This is a genomic window from Streptomyces sp. HNM0645, from assembly GCF_030056615.1.
GTDB lineage: Bacteria > Actinomycetota > Actinomycetes > Streptomycetales > Streptomycetaceae > Streptomyces > Streptomyces marianii.
In genome coordinates, this window is sequence record NZ_JASHLT010000015.1 from 92,214 (window position 1) to 110,170 (window position 17,957).

13 protein-coding genes and 2 pseudogenes are annotated in these 17,957 nt (G+C 72.0%); 8 read left to right on the forward strand and 7 right to left on the reverse strand.

Annotated elements, in window-relative coordinates:
* Positions 1–252 precede the first annotated feature (252 nt).
* Positions 253–980 (reverse strand): annotated as a pseudogene (locus tag QMZ92_RS12495) (phosphotransferase family protein).
* A 458-nt stretch (positions 981–1,438) separates the two neighbouring features.
* Between QMZ92_RS12495 and QMZ92_RS12500 the strand changes: the two are divergent.
* Positions 1,439–1,624 carry a hypothetical protein gene (locus QMZ92_RS12500; protein WP_283297405.1) on the forward strand — a complete coding sequence of 62 codons (186 nt, stop codon included), beginning with the start codon at positions 1,439–1,441 and terminating at the stop codon, positions 1,622–1,624.
* Positions 1,625–1,700: 76 nt separating this feature from the next.
* Positions 1,701–2,336, forward strand: a pseudogene (locus tag QMZ92_RS12505) (helix-turn-helix transcriptional regulator); the annotation flags it as partial.
* 73 nt (positions 2,337–2,409) lie between these two features.
* Here the strand turns inward: QMZ92_RS12505 and QMZ92_RS12510 are convergent.
* Together QMZ92_RS12510 and QMZ92_RS12515 are read right to left on the reverse strand one after the other, a co-directional pair.
* Positions 2,410–3,570 carry a PQQ-dependent sugar dehydrogenase gene (locus QMZ92_RS12510; protein WP_502962044.1) on the reverse strand — a complete coding sequence of 387 codons (1,161 nt, stop codon included), beginning with the start codon at positions 3,568–3,570 and terminating at the stop codon, positions 2,410–2,412.
* 123 nt (positions 3,571–3,693) lie between these two features.
* Positions 3,694–4,695 carry an aldo/keto reductase gene (locus QMZ92_RS12515; RefSeq protein ID WP_138052997.1) on the reverse strand — a complete coding sequence of 334 codons (1,002 nt, stop codon included), beginning with the start codon at positions 4,693–4,695 and terminating at the stop codon, positions 3,694–3,696.
* Positions 4,696–4,785: 90 nt separating this feature from the next.
* Here QMZ92_RS12515 and QMZ92_RS12520 point away from each other — a divergent pair, with 90 nt between their 5' ends.
* The 6 genes from QMZ92_RS12520 to serA all read left to right on the forward strand — a co-directional run bounded on the left by QMZ92_RS12520 (position 4,786) and on the right by serA (position 14,622).
* The gene (locus QMZ92_RS12520; RefSeq protein WP_283297407.1) at positions 4,786–5,736 is read left to right on the forward strand and encodes a 2-hydroxyacid dehydrogenase; all 951 of its coding nucleotides are present in this window, start codon (positions 4,786–4,788) and stop codon (positions 5,734–5,736) included.
* Between the two features lie 387 nt (positions 5,737–6,123).
* Positions 6,124–8,976, forward strand: a complete 2,853-nt coding sequence (locus QMZ92_RS12525) for a putative bifunctional diguanylate cyclase/phosphodiesterase (RefSeq protein ID WP_283297408.1) — start codon at positions 6,124–6,126, stop codon at positions 8,974–8,976.
* A 202-nt stretch (positions 8,977–9,178) separates the two neighbouring features.
* Entirely contained in the window at positions 9,179–11,065 is a 1,887-nt protein-coding gene (locus QMZ92_RS12530) for an acetolactate synthase large subunit (RefSeq protein WP_283297409.1), read from the forward strand.
* A 23-nt stretch (positions 11,066–11,088) separates the two neighbouring features.
* Positions 11,089–11,613, forward strand: a complete 525-nt coding sequence (gene ilvN / locus QMZ92_RS12535; protein ID WP_093653483.1) for an acetolactate synthase small subunit — start codon at positions 11,089–11,091, stop codon at positions 11,611–11,613.
* A gap of 116 nt (positions 11,614–11,729) precedes the next feature.
* Positions 11,730–12,731, forward strand: a complete 1,002-nt coding sequence (gene ilvC, locus QMZ92_RS12540; protein WP_138052993.1) for a ketol-acid reductoisomerase — start codon at positions 11,730–11,732, stop codon at positions 12,729–12,731.
* Positions 12,732–13,020: 289 nt separating this feature from the next.
* Entirely contained in the window at positions 13,021–14,622 is a 1,602-nt protein-coding gene (serA, locus tag QMZ92_RS12545; protein WP_283297412.1) for a phosphoglycerate dehydrogenase, read from the forward strand.
* 146 nt (positions 14,623–14,768) lie between these two features.
* Here the strand turns inward: serA and QMZ92_RS12550 are convergent, their stop codons facing one another.
* The 4 genes from QMZ92_RS12550 to QMZ92_RS12565 form a co-directional block, all read right to left on the reverse strand.
* Positions 14,769–15,149, reverse strand: coding sequence for a peptidase inhibitor family I36 protein (locus QMZ92_RS12550; RefSeq protein WP_283297413.1), 381 nt, complete (start codon positions 15,147–15,149; stop codon positions 14,769–14,771).
* The gene (locus QMZ92_RS12555; protein WP_283297414.1) at positions 15,146–15,850 is read right to left on the reverse strand and encodes a hypothetical protein; all 705 of its coding nucleotides are present in this window, start codon (positions 15,848–15,850) and stop codon (positions 15,146–15,148) included. The genes QMZ92_RS12550 and QMZ92_RS12555 overlap by 4 nt, the downstream gene beginning before the upstream one ends.
* A 3-nt stretch (positions 15,851–15,853) precedes the next feature.
* A complete protein-coding gene (locus QMZ92_RS12560) occupies positions 15,854–16,225 on the reverse strand; it encodes a hypothetical protein (RefSeq protein WP_283297415.1) in 372 nt (123 codons plus the stop codon).
* A 165-nt stretch (positions 16,226–16,390) separates the two neighbouring features.
* Positions 16,391–17,917, reverse strand: a complete 1,527-nt coding sequence (locus QMZ92_RS12565; RefSeq protein ID WP_283297417.1) for a PH domain-containing protein — start codon at positions 17,915–17,917, stop codon at positions 16,391–16,393.
* Between the last annotated feature and the right edge of the window lie 40 nt (positions 17,918–17,957).

Sequence of the window (17,957 nt, forward strand, 5' to 3'; positions counted from 1 at the left end):
CGACCCCCGCGGGCCGGATGCCTGCTCGCCCTCCTGCGGCGCGACGACCCGCTGCCGGGTGCGCCGCCGGCCCTCCGCCACCGCGGTGACCCGTACCGGGCCGAGCGGGTACGCCGTCGTCCGCGGCCGGTGGATCACCCCGCTCCCCGCGGTCCGCCGAGTCGTCCCGCCGGCCCCGGAGCCAGGGTCACCCGGTGCGGTGCGCCCCCGCGGCCGGGGACGGGAACGTCGTCGGCCCTCCGGCCGAAGCCCTCAGGCATACCGGTCGAGGAGGGCTTGGACGTAGTCCTCCAGCCTGCCGGTGAGCACGTCGGGCGTCAGGTCGGTACGGCCCAGCTCGCGCCACGGCCCGGCGAGCTTCGCGGCGTCGGGCGCGAACGCCAGTGCGTCCAGCAGCCGCCAGTACAGATGGGCCGCCGGGTCGCCGTCGAGCGTTCCCCGGCAGCCGTGTACAGGTCGGCGAACCGCATGCCCGCGGTGACGCCGTGCAGGAGGGCCAGCGCGCTGGAGCAGTGCGCCACGTCGAGATCGGCCGGTCCCCAGGAGGTCTCCACCCAGTCGACGACCCCGCTGATCCGCAGGGCGTCCCCGGCGCCGGTGAAGAGCACGTTGCCCGGGTGGAAGTCGCGGTGCAGAGAGGGATGGTCGCAGTGCTCGGCCGTGGCGTCGACGGCGATGAAGGACGCCGCCGGGACGCAGGTGGGGGCGAGGAGCCGGAGGACCTCCGCCTCGCGTGTCAGCAGGCCCGGTCCGTGGCGGACGAAGAAGGGCTTGACGAACGAGCGCAGTACCAGGGTCCGCTCGCCGGCCGGTCCCCTCACGGACAGACGACACATCTCGGCCGTCCACCCTCCGCGCAGCCGTTCGGCGCCGGTGACGCGCTCGCCCTCGGCGAGGTTCTTCGCCACCCAGGGTGCCGGTCGCGGTCGAGTCCTCACCGATGGGCGCTCCGGGGGCCCCGGGTTCTCAGTCGAGACCATCCGGTCAGGCTGGACCTCCGGACGGGCCCGGCCCGGCCCCCCTTCGGGAGCACGGTGCCCGCATCCACGTTGCGGAGAGCTCTTCCGGTCCTGGGCGAAGCAGGTGCTCAAGCCCCTCATCGCTCCGCCGACGCCTCCTGACCCGGTGACACCGTCCCCGGGACCATGGGCAACAAGGGGGAAGCCGTGCCGGACCCCAAGACCGGAGTCCCCGTGGCGGAGCCACGAAAAGGGTGAGGGGAACTCCGCGGGGGCCTCAGGTGGTTCCCGGGCACTCCGGGCGAACTCCGCCGGAGACGAGACCGGTTACGGCCTCGATGAACCCGGGCCAAGGCTCCGGACGCCCGAGGATGCGGAACTTTCCCGATGCGGCACCACCCCCTGGGGGACGACAGTCGAGGCATCAACGACAGCGAGGGCGACCGGCGGCCTCGCACCCGTCACCGAGGGAGTACATCGTGTTCGAGTACCAGCTCCACACCATCAGGCAGGCCGAGCTGCTGCGCCGGGCCGAGGGCGAGCGGCTGGCCCGTGACGTCCGGGCCGCGCGGCGCGCCGCACCCCGACGCGTCGCCGAGGGGCGGGTGAAGGGTTCCGTGGAGCGGCGCGCAGGCGGTGGGCCCGGTTCCACCCGCACCGCCTGACGGGACGGCTCATGACCGTCGTCCCGAACTACCACGCCGCCGGGCCGGATGCCTGTGCGATGCTCGGCGGCGTGGAGCCGACGCACGGGGGCTCCCGGCGGCCGAGGAGGGGCGGGCCGAAGCCCTCCGGACGATCGGCGCCACCGCCAGGCAGCTCGCCACACCGGTGGCGCTCTGGCGGGCCCACGCCCTTTGCGCCGGAGCCGAACTCCTCAGCGCCGAGGGCCGGGAGAGCACCGGCCGCCGGCGGGAGACGGCGGCCGCCTTCGCGTCCCTGGACCGCCCCTACGAACTCGCCCTCGTCCGGCACCGCACGGCCGACGCCCTGCTCACCGAGGGCGGACACCGTGACGAGGCGGTCGAGTTGCTCCGCGGCGCCCACGCCACCGCCCGCGCGCTCGGAGCGCGCCGCCTGGCCGAGGACATCGAACTCCTCGCCCGGCGCGCACGTCTGCGGCTGACCGCGCCGGAGCCCGCGTCCGGGCCGGCACCGGCTCCCAGGGAGAACCTCGGGCTGACTCCCCGGGAACAGGACGTGCTGCGCCTGGTCGCCGCCGGGCGCACGAACCGGCAGATCGCCGAGGAGCTCTTCATCTCGCCCAAGACCGCGAGCGTCCACGTCTCCAACATCCTCGCCAAGCTCGGCGTCACCGGCCGGGGCGAGGCGGCGGCGCTCGCGCATCGTCTCCGTCTCTTCCCCGCGTCCGCCTGACCCTCCCGCCCGACTCCGCCGCCCGCACCTCCGGGGGGCCCGGCGTCCGCCGACCGCGAGGGAAGAGCGCGGGTCACTCGACCCTCAGCCGCAGGATCCTGTCGTCCCCGGCCGCAGGGGTACCTCTGTTGTCCGTCTCGCTGGTGACCAGCCAGAGGTCCCGGCCGTCCGCGGTCCCCTCGACCGGCAGGACCGTGCGCAGCCGGCCGTACTCCTCCTCGAGGAACGCCTGCGGTTCCGCGGCCGGTTCGGTGCCGGCGAGCGGGATCCGCCACAGGCGCTCGCCCCTCAGCCCCGCCATCCAGATGGATCCCGCGGCATAGGCGATGCCGCTCGGCGACGCCTCCTCCGTGCGCCACTGCGCCACCGGGTCCACGAAGCCGGACCTGCCGGCCCTGCCCTCGGCCTCGGGCCAGCCGTAGTTCTTCCCCGGCTCGATGAGGTTCAGCTCGTCCCAGGTGTTCTGCCCGAACTCCGACGCCCACAGCCGCTTCCGGGAGTCCCAGGCGAGACCCTGCACATTGCGGTGGCCGTACGAATAGACCACGGAGTCGGCCGACGGATTGCCGTGCACGGGCCGGCCGTCGGGGGTCATGCGGAGGATCTTGCCGCCCAGGGAGTCCTTGTCCTGGGCCAGACCCGTCTCACCGGTCTCGCCGGTGCCCGCGTACAGCATCCTGTCCGGGCCGAAGGCGATCCGTCCGCCGTTGTGGATGCGACCCTTCGGGATACCCCGCAGGATCGTGTCGGGCGCGCCGAGCTGCTGCCCCGCCGGCTTGCGCTCGTCGTACAGCATGCGGGCGATGCGGTTGTCCGAAGCGGTGGTGAAGTACGCGTACACCAGGTTGTCCGACGCGAAGTCGGGGGAGACGGCAAGCCCCATCAGCCCGCCCTCGCCCGCCGGCGCCACACCCGGCACCGAGCCGAGCACCGTCTGCTTCCCGGACTCGGCGTCGACGCGCGTGATCGTGCCCTCGTCCCGTGAGGACACCAGCAGATCGCCGCCGGGAAGGGCCGCGAGGCCCCAGGGCGACTCCAGGTCCCGGGTCAGTGTGGCCGCCACCTTCACCGACCCCTTCGCCGGCGGTGCCGTCGCGGAGGCGCCGCCGGCCGTCGCCGACGACGATGCCGGGCGGGAGGGAGCGCCGTCACGGCCGGCCGGTGCGCCTGCCCCACCGTCGGACGAGCACCCGGTGGAGAGCATCAGCGCGGCAGCTGCCAGTACGGCCGTCACCACTGAACGTTGCACGGTCCTGCTTCCCTTCGCCGGTGAACGGGGCGGCGCGCGAACCGCGGGAGCCGCACGCCCACCGTTCTCACACCGCGGCACGGCCCGGGGTTCCCGATCCTCACGAACCTACTGGTCCCAGGATCCCAGGGCGGGCGGCAGCGCCGCGATCTCGGCGGCGTCCCGCGGTGTCAGCTCCAGCCGAGCCGCCGCCGCGTTCTCCACGGCCCACCGCTCCCGCTTCGCACCCGGAACCGGTACGACATGCCGACCCTGCCCCAGTACCCAGGCCAGCGCCACCTGGGCGGGCGTCGTGCCGGGGCCGTGCCGCTGGGCGACTCGCCGCAGCCCCGCCACCAGCGGCTGGTTCGCGGCCATCATGTCCGCCGTGAACCGCGGATGGCGGGCCCGGAGGTCATCAGGCTCGAAACCCTCCCCGGGCGTCAGCGTGCCGGTGAGGAAGCCGCTGCCCAGCGGCATCGCGGCCATGAAGCCCACACCGCGGGCCTCGCACCAGGGCAGCAGCGATCCGAGCGCCTCGGGCGACCACACCGACAGTTCCGCCTGCACCGCGCTTACCGGGAAGACCTGCTGCACCCGCTCCAGCTGCCGGATCGTTCCGTCATGGCGCCCCGCGCCGAGTCTGCGTGACGCGCGCGCCCCCACGGCACACAGGCCGAGCGCCCGGACCTTCCCGGCCGACACCAGCTCCGCCATGGCGCCCCAGGTCTCCTCCACGGGGACTTCCGGGTCCGCCCTGTGGAGCTGGTACAGGTCGATGGAGTCCGTCCCGAGCCGGCGCAGCGACGCGTCACAGGCCCGCCGCACGTAGCCGGGCCGGCCGTTCGCGACGATGTGCTGGTCACCGACGAGCAGCCCGACCTTCGTCGAGACGAAGACGTCCGCCCGCCGCTCCTTCAGTACCCGGCCGAGCAGGAGTTCGTTGGTGAAGGGGCCGTACATGTCGGCCGTGTCGAGCAGTGTCACCCCAGCGTCCAGCGCCGCGTGCACGGTCCGCAGCGAACGGTCACCGCGCTGCTGCGAGCCGGTGTACCCCCAGCTCATCGGCATGCACCCGAGGCCGATCGCGCCCACACCGAGCGCGCCCGCGCCGATTGTCCTGCGGTCCACCTGCCCGTACCCCTCCTCGTGCCGCCCCCCAAACTAACGTCCGCCTCCCGCCGTGCCGCGCCCAGCCTCCAGGCGGTTAGCCTCCTGACCATGACTGCTGACGTGTGGCTGCCGATTCCGGCCGACGAGATCGAAGGGCTCCCCGCTCCCTCGGCGTCGGGGCTGAACTACCGCTTCTGGGACGGTGGACGGGATTTCCCCGCGGACCCCGCGGAGTGCGCCTTCTACGTCGTCCCGTACATGAAGGGCACGGACGTCGCGGTGCGGCCGCTCGCCGCGATGACGCACGTGCGGGTCGTGCAGACCCTCTCGGCGGGTATCGACCACGTCGAGCCGGGCCTCGGCTCGCTGCCGCCGGGCGTGCGGCTGTGCAACGCCCGGGGAGTCCACGAGGCGAGCACGGCCGAGCTCACCCTCGCCCTGGTCCTCGCCTCCCTGCGCGGCATCCCCCGCTTCGTGGAGGGCCGGCGGCGGGAGGAATGGCACGCGGGCTTCTACCCGGCGCTCGCCGACAAGTCCGTGCTGATCGTCGGCTACGGCTCGATCGGCGCGGCCATCGAGGACCGGCTCGTGCCGTTCGAATGCGCGCGGGTGGCGCGCGTCGCGCGCTCCGCCCGTACCACCGAGCGCGGTGAAGTGCACGCACTCACCGATCTGCCGGCGCTGCTTCCGGAAGCCGACGTGGTGATCCTCTCGACCCCGCTCACGCCGGCCACGCGTCATCTCGCCGACACCGGATTCCTCTCCCGGATGAAGGACGGCGCCCTGCTGGTGAACGTGGCGCGCGGACCGGTCGTCGACACCGAAGCGCTGCTCAAGGAGGTCGCAACCGGCCGGATCACCGCGGCGCTCGATGTCACCGACCCCGAGCCGCTGCCCGCCGGACACCCCCTCTGGCACGCTCCCGGCGTCCTCGTCAGCCCCCATGTCGGCGGCTCCACATCGGCGTTCCTGCCCCGGGCCAAGCGACTGCTGGCCGCACAGCTGACCCGCTACGCGGCGGGCGAGCCCCTGCGAAACGTGGTCCTCACGACCGGGTAGACGCCACACTGGTACGCGCCGGACACCCTGCGGAGTCGTTCGAATGCATGCCGTGTCGACAAACAGCCTTGCCGTCACTGAGCGTAGATGACCTATGTCCCTGAGTGACGACTCTGGTGTATCGTCCCGACTTGGGGGCTGCGTCGGGTTCGGGAACGACGCTGCGGAGCGACCAGACTTCGAGGGGGGTCGACGGGCGATGCACGGCCAGTGGACAAACCATCCGACGCGGCGGGAGCGGCGCCGACCACCCTCGCGCACTCCGATGCGGGGACCGGGCCCCTCCCGGCCCGGTCGGCAGGACCTGCCCCGCAGGCGCTTCCGTGGCGGCCCGCACGGCCGGCCCCGCAGGCGGAGCCGGATGAAAACGCTGTCAGGGGCAGTACGGTGATCGCCCCCGCGGCGCTCCTCGCCCGCCGCCGGGCCCGGGAAGGCGGCGGCACGGGGCTGCTGCCCCAGGTCCTGCTGGTCCTCGCGAGCGGTGGCTACGCCATCGGCGCGGCGTTCGGCTGGGGCTCCGAGCAACTGGCCCTGATCATGGGCGACTTCGGGTTGAGCTTCGCCGCCGGACTCGCCGCGGTCTCCTGCTTCCTCTACGCGCGTGCGCGGGGCAGCCGCTTCCGGCCCGCCTGGATGCTGTTCTCCGTCTCCTCCGCCATGGCCGCCTGCGGAAACGCGGTCTGGGGCTGGTACGAGGTGGTCCTCGGCCGACCGGTCCCGAGTCCGTCCCCGGCCGATCTGTTCTTCCTCTGCTTCGCCCCGCCCGCCATCGTCGGACTGCTCGTCCTCGCCAAACGGCCCGTCACCCGGGCGGGCTGGGTGTGCCTGGGGCTGGACGCCTGGCTCATCGGCGGCTCCCTGCTCACGCTCTCCTGGAGCCTCGCCCTCGCGCACACCGCGCACTTCGAGGGGGAAAGCGTGTCCGAAGCGGCGCTTTCGCTGGCCTATCCGCTGCTCGACATCGTCCTCGTCAGCATGGTCCTGGCCCTGCACTTCCGGCGGTCGCATGCCAACAGGTCCGGCATCAACACGGCGATCGCCGCACTCGCCCTGACCGTGCTGTGCGACGCGCTGTTCACCTCGCCGCTGCTGCGGGAGAGCTACCGCTCGGGCCAACTGCTGGACGCGGGCTGGTTCGCCGCCTCGCTGCTGCTCGCGTACGCGCCCTGGGGGGTGCGCCGGCCGGAGCCGCCCGTCGCGCCGGTCCGCGGTCCCCGCCCGACCGCCCGGCCCATCACGGGCTCGCTCGCCGCGCTCACCCCCTACCTGGCCGCCGCCGTCTGCACGCTCGGCATCCTCTACAACGTCATCGAGGGCCGCCGCGTGGACAGGGTGGTGGTGTTCACCGGGTGCGCGGTCGTCCTCGCCCTGGTCGTGCGGCAGGGCATCATGCTGCTCGACAACATCGCCCTCACCCATGAACTCGCCCAGAAGGAGAACCACTTCCGCTCCCTGGTGCAGGGCTCCAGCGATGTGATCATGATCGCCGCCCCGACGGGCATACTCCGCTACGTCAGCCCGGCCGCCGCCGGCGTCTACGGCCGCGACGCGGACGAGCTCATCGGCTCCGAGCTGTCGTCGCTCATCCATCCCGAGGACCTCGGGCGCGTCGTCCACGAGGTGCGCAGATTCCTGGCGGCCCCGCCCGCCGAGGAGCCCACGACCCGGATCGAGTGCCGCTTCAGGTCCGGCACCGGCCAGTGGCTGAACGTCGAGTCCACGGTCAAGCGCCACCAGGGCGGGCTGATCTTCAACAGCAGGGACGTCACCGAACGGGTGCGTCTGCAGGCCCAGTTGCAGCACAACGCCGAGCACGACCCGCTGACCGACCTGCCCAACCGCGCCCTGTTCACCGAGCGGGTGCGGCAGGCGCTCGGTGGCCGGCGGGCCGGGGACGCGGGCACGGCCGTGCTCTTCATCGATCTCGACGGCTTCAAGGGGGTGAACGACCGCCATGGCCACCAGGCGGGCGACGAGCTGCTGATCCAGGCCGCCCGCCGCCTCCATGAATCCGTGCGGGCGGGGGACACCGCCGCCCGGCTCGGGGGCGACGAGTTCGCCGCGCTCATCCTCGGCGACGGCTCCCGCGACCACGCCGCCCGGGAGCACCGGGTGCGGGAGATCGCCGACCGGCTGAGGCTCATGCTCTCCCAGCCGTACCGGGTGGAGGGCCATGAGCTCAGGGTCGCCGCGTCCATCGGCGTCGCCTTCGCCGAGCCCGGCATCAGCGCCGGCGACCTGCTGCGCAACGCCGACCTGGCCATGTACCGGGCCAAGGCGGGCGGCAAGGACCGGGTCGAACTGTACGCGCCCCAGATGCAGGCTGACGCCGCCCTGCTCACGGACCGGTCCGCGCGGGCGCGGAGCGCGCTCCAGGACGGCGAGTTCACCCTGCTCCACCAGCCCGTGGTCGGCCTCGTCGACGGCCGGATCGCGGCCGTGGCGGCGCAGGCGCGCTGGCGATCGTCCCAGGGCATCCTGTTCACGCCCGACGAGCTGCGTCGGGTCGCCGAGGACGGCGACCCGACCGCCGGGTTCGGCCACCGGCTGCTGGAGGAGGCCGTCGAGCAGGCGGCGGAACGCGTCCGGCTCGGTCACCGCATCCCCGTGTCGGTGCGGATCCCCGCGCGCCGGCTGCTGGACCGGTCCACCCCGCTCGGCTCCATCGAGAGCCTGCTCACCCGCCACGGGCTGCCCTCGGGCTCCCTGGTGATCGAGTTGGCCGACAGCGACCCGCGGATCTCCTTCGACGAACTGGAGCACCGTCTGGTGGCACTGCGCAGACTCGGCGTGCGGATCGCCCTTGACGGCTTCGGCAGCGGCTACGCGGCGATCATCGCCCTGCGCCGTCTCCCCATCGACGTGCTCAAGCTCGACCGCGGTCTGGTCGAGGGCGTGGTGGAGTCGGCCAGACTGCACAAGATCACCGCAGGTCTGCTGCGGATCGCCCGGGACCTCGGCATGAAGTCCGTGGCGGACGGTGTGGACGTTCCCGAACAGGTACTGGCCCTGCGTGCCATGGGATGCACCCACGGCCAGGGAATGGCCTTCTCCGGGCCGCTCGACGAGCACCGGCTGCGCCGTGTGCTGGCGCGCGGCGAGTTCCCGGTGCCCGCCGGGTCCGCTCTGCCGGTGCTCTCCGGTCGGGCGCTGCCGGCCCGGCGCTCCCCGGCCACGTCCGAGATCGTCGGCCGTCCCCCGATGCGCTCAAATAATGAGACGCCTGTCCCACCCACTTGACAGTCATGGTGCGCCGGGGAGAGGGTCAGTGCCATGCGCACCCGAATTCTCGTACTTGGAAAGCGCGTCGGCTGAAGCACGGCCCTGCACGGGCTCTGCACACCGCACCGACGCGCTCCCCTCGCTTGCCTCCCGGCACGAGGGGTTTTTTGTTGCACTGGTAGTACCAAACCCCCGCAAAACCCTCAGCTTCGAGAAGAGAATGCCGATGACCGAGCAGGCCTCCGGGGCCCACCATCCGCAGCCGCGGGCCCGCACCGGCGGACAGCCCTCCGCCACCGTTGAGCACGTCACGGGCGCGCAGTCCCTCATTCGTTCTCTCGAGGAGGTCGGGGCCGAGACGGTGTTCGGCATTCCCGGCGGGGCCATCCTCCCGGCGTACGACCCGCTGATGGACTCGTCCAGGGTGCGCCACATCCTGGTCCGGCACGAGCAGGGCGCCGGACACGCGGCCACGGGGTACGCGCAGGCCACCGGAAAGGTCGGCGTGTGCATGGCCACCTCGGGCCCGGGGGCCACCAACCTGGTCACGCCGATCGCCGACGCGCACATGGACTCCGTGCCGCTCGTCGCGATCACCGGTCAGGTGGCCAGCAAGGCCATCGGTACGGACGCCTTCCAGGAGGCGGACATCGTCGGCATCACGATGCCGATCACCAAGCACAACTTCCTGGTCACCAAGCCCGAGGACATCCCGCGGACGATCGCCGAGGCCTTCCACATCGCCTCCACCGGCCGCCCCGGCCCCGTCCTGGTCGACATCGCCAAGGACGCCCTCCAGGCGCGGACCACCTTCAGCTGGCCGCCGCAGGCGGATCTGCCCGGCTACCGGCCGGTCACCAAGCCGCACGCCAAGCAGATCCGCGAGGCCGCCAAGCTGATCACCCAGGCGAAGCGCCCCGTCCTCTACGTCGGCGGCGGGGTCCTCAAGGCCCGCGCCACCGCCGAGCTGAAGGTCCTCGCGGAGCTCACCAAGGCCCCCGTCACCACCACCCTGATGGCGCTGGGCGCGTTCCCCGACAGCCACCCGCTGCACGTGGGGATGCCGGGCATGCACGGTTCGGTCACCGCCGTCACCGCGCTGCAGAAGGCCGACCTGATCGTCGCCCTCGGTGCCCGCTTCGACGACCGCGTCACCGGAAAACTGGACAGCTTCGCCCCGTTCGCCAAGATCGTCCATGCCGACATCGACCCGGCCGAGATCGGCAAGAACCGGGCTGCGGACGTCCCGATCGTGGGTGACGCCCGCGAGGTCATCGCCGATCTGGTCCAGGCTGTCCAGGCCGAGTACGGCGAGGGCAACACCGGCGACTACACCGCCTGGTGGCAGGACCTCAACCGCTGGCGCGAGACCTACCCGCTGGGCTACGACCTGCCCGAGGACGGCAGCCTCTCGCCGCAGCAGGTCATCCAGCGGATCGGTCGGCTCGCGCCGGAGAACACGATCTTCGCCGCCGGCGTCGGCCAGCACCAGATGTGGGCCGCGCACTTCATCGACTACGAGAAGCCGGCCACCTGGCTCAACTCCGGCGGCGCCGGGACCATGGGCTACGCCGTTCCGGCCGCCATGGGCGCCAAGGCGGGCATGCCGGACCGCGCCGTGTGGGCGATCGACGGCGACGGCTGCTTCCAGATGACCAACCAGGAGCTGGTCACCTGCGCCCTGAACGGGATCCCGATCAAGGTCGCGATCATCAACAACGGTGCGCTGGGCATGGTCCGCCAGTGGCAGACCCTGTTCTACAACGAGCGCTACTCCAGCACCGTCCTGCACTCCGACGAGACCGGGCACCGCACGATCGGCTCGCAGGTCGGCGCCAGCCAGACCCCCCGCAAGGGCACCCGCATCCCGGACTTCGTGAAACTCTCCGAGGCCATGGGCTGCGTCGCCCTGCGCTGCGAGGACCCGGCCGAGCTGGACAAGGTCATCGCCGAGGCCAACGCCATCAACGACCGCCCCGTCGTGATCGACTTCATCGTCCACGAGGACGCCATGGTGTGGCCGATGGTCGCCGCCGGCACCTCCAACGACGAGGTCATGGCCGCGCGGGGCGTCCGCCCCGACTTCGGCGACAACGAAGACGACTGAGCGAAGAGAGAGACACGACGACCATGTCCAAGCACACGCTCTCCGTCCTGGTGGAGAACACTCCCGGCATCCTCGCCAGGATCGCGGCGCTCTTCTCCCGCCGCGGCTTCAACATCGACTCGCTCGCCGTCGGGGTCACCGAGCACCCCGACATCTCCCGGATCACCATCGTGGTCAATGTCGAGGACCTGCCGCTGGAACAGGTGACCAAGCAGCTGAACAAGCTGGTCAACGTGCTGAAGATCGTCGAGCTGGAGCCCAGCGCCGCGATCCAGCGCGAACTCGTCCTGGTGAAGGTCCGCGCGGACAACGAGACCCGCTCCCAGATCGTGGAGATCGTCCAGCTGTTCCGCGCCAAGACCGTGGACGTCTCGCCCGAGGCCGTCACGATCGAGGCCACCGGTTCGAGTGACAAGCTCGAGGCCATGCTGAAGATGCTGGAGCAGTTCGGCATCAAGGAACTCGTCCAGTCCGGCACGATCGCCATAGGGCGCGGCGCCCGGTCCATCACGGACCGCAGCCTGCGAGCCCTCGAGCGCAGCGCCTGACACACGGACCCGGCCGCCATCCGGGCGGGCCGCCCGGATGGCGAGACCCCCAGACCCCCTCATCGCTCCCCGCCGTACGGTGGGACGCAACACCGGAACACCCAAGGAGAAACCCAGTGGCCGAGCTGTTCTACGACGACGACGCCGACCTGTCCATCATCCAGGGCCGCAAGGTCGCGGTCATCGGCTACGGCAGCCAGGGCCACGCCCACGCGCTGTCGCTCCGTGACTCCGGTGTGGACGTCCGCGTCGGTCTGCACGAGGGGTCCAAGTCCAAGGCCAAGGCCGAGGAGCAGGGCCTGCGCGTGGTGACGCCGTCGGAGGCCGCCGCCGAGGCCGACGTCATCATGATCCTGGTCCCGGACCCGATCCAGGCCCAGGTGTACGAGGAGTCCGTCAAGGACAACCTGAAGGACGGCGACGCGCTCTTCTTCGGCCACGGCCTCAACATCCGGTACGGCTTCATCAAGCCGCCGGCCGGCGTGGACGTCGCGCTCGTCGCCCCCAAGGGCCCCGGCCACCTGGTGCGCCGCCAGTACGAGGAGGGCCGCGGTGTTCCGTGCATCGCCGGTGTCGAGCAGGACGCGACCGGCAACGCCTTCGCGCTGGCGCTCTCGTACGCCAAGGGCATCGGCGGCACCCGCGCCGGCGTCATCAAGACCACCTTCACCGAGGAGACCGAGACCGACCTGTTCGGTGAGCAGGCCGTGCTCTGCGGCGGCACCGCCGCGCTGGTCAAGGCGGGCTTCGAGACCCTGGTCGAGGCCGGCTACCAGCCGGAGATCGCCTACTTCGAGTGCCTCCACGAGCTGAAGCTGATCGTGGACCTCATGTACGAGGGCGGCCTGGAGAAGATGCGCTGGTCCGTTTCCGAGACCGCCGAGTGGGGCGACTACGTGACCGGTCCCCGCATCATCACCGACCAGACCAAGGCCGAGATGAAGAAGGTCCTCGGCGAGATCCAGGACGGCACCTTCGCCAAGAACTGGATGGACGAGTACCACGGCGGTCTGAAGAAGTACAACGAGTACAAGAAGCAGGACGAGAACCACCTGCTGGAGACCACCGGCAAGGAGCTGCGCAAGCTCATGAGCTGGGTGGACAACGAGGAGGCGTGAGCCTCGGTGCGGCGGGCCCTCCGGGGGCCCGCCGCACGTCGTCCAGGGTTCCGCGGCGGTTTCCCTGAGCTCCTCGCGCCGCATCCCGGGACCACCGTTGGACAGCAAGTCCAACCCGGATGGGTGATCCTTCCGCGAAGGCGGAAAAGACGCCCTCCCGCACCACTAGAGTGGTCAGTACATACGCGTCAGGTCAGGCCCACAGCGTCGTGCGTCTTCCACGCGGCTAGCCCCTCCACCGCCAGCGGCCGTCGGGACGGCCGTCCGCATTGGACCAGTGAGGACTCACGTGAGCACTGCGCCCCGTAAACCCGTTGTACTCATTGCCGAAGAGCTGTCGCCCGCCACCGTGGACGCGCTCGGTCCGGACTTCGAGATCCGGCACTGCAACGGCGCGGACCGCGCCGAGCTGATCCCCGCCATCGCCGATGTCGACGCCGTGCTGGTGCGGTCCGCCACCAAGGTCGACGCCGAGGCCATCGCCGCCGCCAGGAAGCTCAGGGTGGTGGCCCGAGCCGGAGTCGGCCTGGACAACGTGGACGTCTCCGCGGCCACCAAGGCCGGTGTCATGGTCGTCAACGCACCGACGTCCAACATCGTGACCGCCGCCGAGCTCGCCTGCGGTCTGATCGTCGCCACCGCGCGCAACATCCCGCAGGCCAACACCGCGCTGAAGAACGGCGAGTGGAAGCGCTCGAAGTACACGGGCGTGGAGCTCAGCGAGAAGATCCTCGGCGTCGTCGGCCTCGGCCGCATCGGCGTGCTGGTAGCCCAGCGGATGTCCGCCTTCGGCATGAAGATCGTCGCGTACGACCCCTACGTACAGCCCGCACGCGCCGCGCAGATGGGCGTCAAGCTGCTCTCGCTGGACGAACTGCTCGAAGTCTCGGACTTCATCACCGTCCACCTTCCCAAGACCCCCGAGACGCTGGGCCTCATCGGCGACGAGGCGCTGCACCGGGTGAAGCCGACCGTCCGTATCGTCAACGCCGCGCGCGGCGGGATCGTCGACGAGGAGGCGCTGGCCAGCGCGCTCAAGGAGGGCCGGGTCGCGGGCGCGGGCCTGGACGTGTACGCGAAGGAGCCGTGCACGGACTCCCCGCTGTTCCAGTTCGACCAGGTCGTCTGCACTCCGCACCTCGGCGCGTCCACGGACGAGGCCCAGGAGAAGGCGGGTATCGCGGTCGCCAAGTCCGTCCGTCTCGCCCTCGCCGGCGAGCTGGTACCGGACGCGGTCAACGTCCAGGGCGGCGTCATCGCCGAGGACGTCCGCCCCGGTCTGCCGCTCGCCGAGAAGCTCGGCCGGATCTTCACCGCGCTGGCGGGCGAGGTCGCGGTCCGGCTCGACGTCGAGGTGTACGGCGAGATCACCCAGCACGATGTGAAGGTGCTCGAACTCTCCGCGCTGAAGGGCGTGTTCGAGGACGTCATCGACGAGACCGTGTCGTATGTGAACGCCCCGCTGTTCGCGCAGGAGCGCGGCGTCGAGGTCCGGCTCACCACCAGCTCGGAGTCCCCGGACCACCGGAACGTGGTGACGGTGCGCGGCACGCTGTCGGGCGGTGAGGAGGTCGCCGTCTCCGGCACCCTGGCCGGACCCAAGCACCTGCAGAAGATCGTGGCCGTCGGCGACTACGACATCGACCTGGCGCTGGCGGACCACATGGTCGTCGCGCGCTACGAGGACCGTCCGGGCGTCGTCGGCACCGTCGGCCGCATCCTCGGCGAGGCCGGGCTCAACATCGCCGGAATGCAGGTCTCGCGTCAGGAGGAGGGCGGCGAGGCGCTGGTCGTGCTCACCGTCGACGACACCGTGCCGCAGAACGTGCTCAACGAGATCGCCGAGGAGATCGGCGCCACCTCGGCCCGTTCGGTGAACCTCACGGCCTGAGGCCGGCTCCGCAGGCGGTCCGCACCCGTCTCCGCGACGCTCGTCCCGCACGGGCGTCCGCGGGGGCGGGTGCGCCGCGTTCCCGCCCTGGCGGATCCGAGCGCTGGTGTCCCCGCGCCCGGCGCGGGGACACCAGCGGGAGTCGGTCAGCAGCTCATCGCCCAGGTGTGGGAGTCACCGTCGTCGTTGGCCGCGCCGTTGTAGCCGACCTCCTGCCCGGGTGCCAGGCAGATCGTCATGTGCCCGCCCAGGTGGGCGCTCGAGTACACCTTGACGTGGTCCTTGATGCCGGGCCCGGAGATGCCGTGGTTCGCCCATGACGAGTCCTCGTCGGCGATCCAGCTCTCCCACCAGTGGTCGTCCCCCGACCAGTTGGCGCGCTGGCCGGCGAAGTCGGCGTTCTCCCAGACGCAGAACTCACCGCTCGGGCAGTCGGCGGCGCCGGCCGGTGCGGCGGCCGCGGCGAGCCCGCCGGTCAGCAGGAGGACGGCGGTCGCCGCGGAGGCGAGGGTGCGCTTCACGGTCATGGCGATGAAGAACCTTTCTCTGGGGTGTTCCCGTGGTGGTGCGCGGCGGAGATCTCCGCCGCGCGGTGCAGTGCGCTGGTGCGCAGCCGCTCATGGACGGTCAGCTGGTCGCGCCGGAGGGAACGGACCTGGGCGAGCTCGGCCGACTCGAGCCGGGCCTCCACCGACGCCAGGCCGCTCCCGCGACGGCACCCCTGCTCAACGGCCCTGTCCCGAGCGCCGGTCCGCAACTCACCGGCCGAGTCCAGGCAGCGGATGTACCGGGCCCGGGCCGCACGGTGGGCCGGATCGGCGCGCATCCGCGCGGCGGCCTCGGCGCCCAGGTTGTTGACGGTCACCTCCGCACGGAACCAGCGGCGCTGGTCGCCGTAGAGGGTGTGCCGGGCAGCGGCCAGACAGCCGTCCGTGTGGGCGCGGACGGTGTGGCCGGTGGGCAGGGTGAGGGACAGCTCCGTGGGACCCGCGCCGAAGAGCGCGGCCTGGAGCCGCCCGCTCTCCTCCGGCGACGAGGGCTTGCCCGTTGTGGTGAGGCCCCGTTCGGCGAGACACCGGTCCACCAGGACCTTCTGCGCGTACCGGATCAGTGCGGCCCGTTCCCGTCCGTTCGCCGGCGGGTCCGGGGCGGACCGGGCGGCCCCGGCCGCGCATCCGGCGAGGACGAGGGCCGCGACGGCGGCGCACGCGGTTCGCAGGGCACGCACGGCTCAGCCGGCCTCGCAGCCTTGATCGGTGTCGGCGACGCCGTCGATCCGGGTTCCCCAGGACCAGTTGTCGCTGTGGTCGTAGGGGCGGATCAGCCGGGCGTAGCAGGTGCCGCGGGCCCAGTCGATCGCGTACACGTCGCGGTTGACGTCGGAACGGAAGGAGGCGGCGTTGTCGTGCAGGAAGCCGGGGACGTCCCGGTAGCCCGGTGGGCTGTAGCACCATCCGGTGCCGTGCTGTCCGGCCCCGGTCCAGAAGCAGACCTGGCCGGGGGCGGCGGGCGCGACGGGGACCGCGCCCGCCGGGGCGGAGAGCAGTGCGGGGGAGAGGGCGGCGGCGAGTGCGGCGGCGGGCAGGGCGGACCTGTGGAGCATGGCGGTTCCCGGAGTGCGGTGACGGACCCCGTCCCTGGCGACGGGAGGACGCGATCAAGCTGCCCTGCCCCGATCACCGTCATGCGCCGTTCACCCGAAGGGGGACGGGACTCCCCGGAAGTAGCGTTTCTGCAGGTCAGTGCCTCTGTCGGGGACGCGGTGGCCTCACCCCGCCGCTCCGCCCGCAGCGCCCAGCTTGCGGATGATGCGGGTCAGGTCGGCCGGGGCGGCCGCGAGGCGGACCGGCCTGCCCGCGTCGTCGAGTTCGGCGATGTGCCAGCTTCTGGGGACGGTGTCGCCGTCGCCGCCCCGGGCGCGCCGCACCTCCTTGACGGTGAGCCGCTCCACCGGGATCCGTTTCGCCGCGAACCGGTCCGGGCCAGGGTGGGGTGTCACCGCGGGCGGGCCGTCTCCGAGGACGATGTGGGTGCCGAAGCCGTTCGGGTTGTAGTCGGTGTGCTCCAGGAAGCGAGCGGCCAGGAACACCTCCTCGGGGGACTCTCGGGTCACTTCGGCTGCTGCGGCCTCCTCGGGAGTAAGGACGCGGGTGGCTCGCCAGGCCCAGGTGAAGAGGCCCAGCGAGGCAAGCGAGCCCGCGGCCGCCCACGTGATCGCTACGGGCGAGGCGAGGAGGGACGCGGGGTGGAGGTAGCAGAGCGGTAGCAGCCACAGGGACGTACCGACGAGCGCACCCGCGAAGGGAAGGGCCGACGGAAGGACCTCGTCGTCGGGCAGCCGGCGCCCGCGCAGACGCAGCAGCACCCGGGCGCCGGGATAGCCCGCGGCGAGGGCGCACGCGGCCGCGATGACGGCCAGTTCTCCGGCGCCGGTGAAGTGCTCGCGCCACACGTGGTGCTCTCCGGCGACCTCCCTCACCTGGCTGCGCCAGATGGCCAGTTCGACGCTGTCGCCGGGCTGGAACCCCTGGGCGCCTTCCTGCGAGACCGCGAGCCGCCTCAACGGCCGGCCGTCGGCGAAGTACAGCCAGCTGCGCTCCTTCCCGGTGCCGACCTCCGTCCGCGCGATCACGGCCGGCACGGTGGTCAGGCACTCGCCGGGCTCCGCCGTCTCCGTGGTGCACGGGGTGGCCGACCGCCACGCCGGCTTCCCCGACTCGGCGATCGGCACGAACCAGGCGGCCAGCCCGGCGCCCGCGAGCAGCAGCGCGCACAGAACCAGCCACACGGCCGAGCCGCGCCCGGCGGTGCGGTACGAGATGACGGGGACGTGGCTTGACTCCGGGGCGCCGTATCGGCGGTGCACCGCGCGGAGCGCGTCCAGCTCCGCGTCGAAGTCCGAGCGGACGTCGATGGACCCGCTCCACGGCAGCGGCAGGCGCCGACTGCGTCCGTTTCGCAGCACCACGCTGACGCGACGGATGTCCTGGTGGCGTCCGTGCTGGAGGTACACGCGCAGGTCGGCGACGTCGTGCCAGGGCAGGCTCCGGCGGCGCAGCAGCGTCCGGGAGTGCAGGCCGTACGCGTCGGCGCTCACCCGGGCGGTGGCCCCGTGGAGGCACGCGAACCCCACCGACGCGACAAGCAGGCCCCCGTATGCCCACGGGTCCACGAGCCTGCCCAGGTACGCCACGCGCACCGCGGCCAGGATCGCCCCGGCCGCCCCGAGTCCGAGGATGAACCACAGGCCGCGGTTCGGGTGGGGACGGCAGATCACTTCCCGGGCATCGGTCATGCGCGGAATCGTGTCATCGGCCGGGCTGCACTTGCTTGTG

Excerpts from the sequence above, each read along its gene's own strand:
- QMZ92_RS12520 (WP_283297407.1), top strand. The coding sequence starts at position 4,786 with ATGACTGCTGACGTGTGGCTGCCGATTCCGGCCGACGAGATCGAAGGG.
- QMZ92_RS12530 (WP_283297409.1), top strand. The coding sequence starts at position 9,179 with ATGCCGATGACCGAGCAGGCCTCCGGGGCCCACCATCCGCAGCCGCGG.
- ilvN (WP_093653483.1), top strand. The coding sequence starts at position 11,089 with ATGTCCAAGCACACGCTCTCCGTCCTGGTGGAGAACACTCCCGGCATC.
- QMZ92_RS12550 (WP_283297413.1), bottom strand. The coding sequence starts at position 15,149 with ATGACCGTGAAGCGCACCCTCGCCTCCGCGGCGACCGCCGTCCTCCTG.
- QMZ92_RS12560 (WP_283297415.1), bottom strand. The coding sequence starts at position 16,225 with ATGCTCCACAGGTCCGCCCTGCCCGCCGCCGCACTCGCCGCCGCCCTC.
- QMZ92_RS12565 (WP_283297417.1), bottom strand. The coding sequence starts at position 17,917 with ATGACCGATGCCCGGGAAGTGATCTGCCGTCCCCACCCGAACCGCGGC.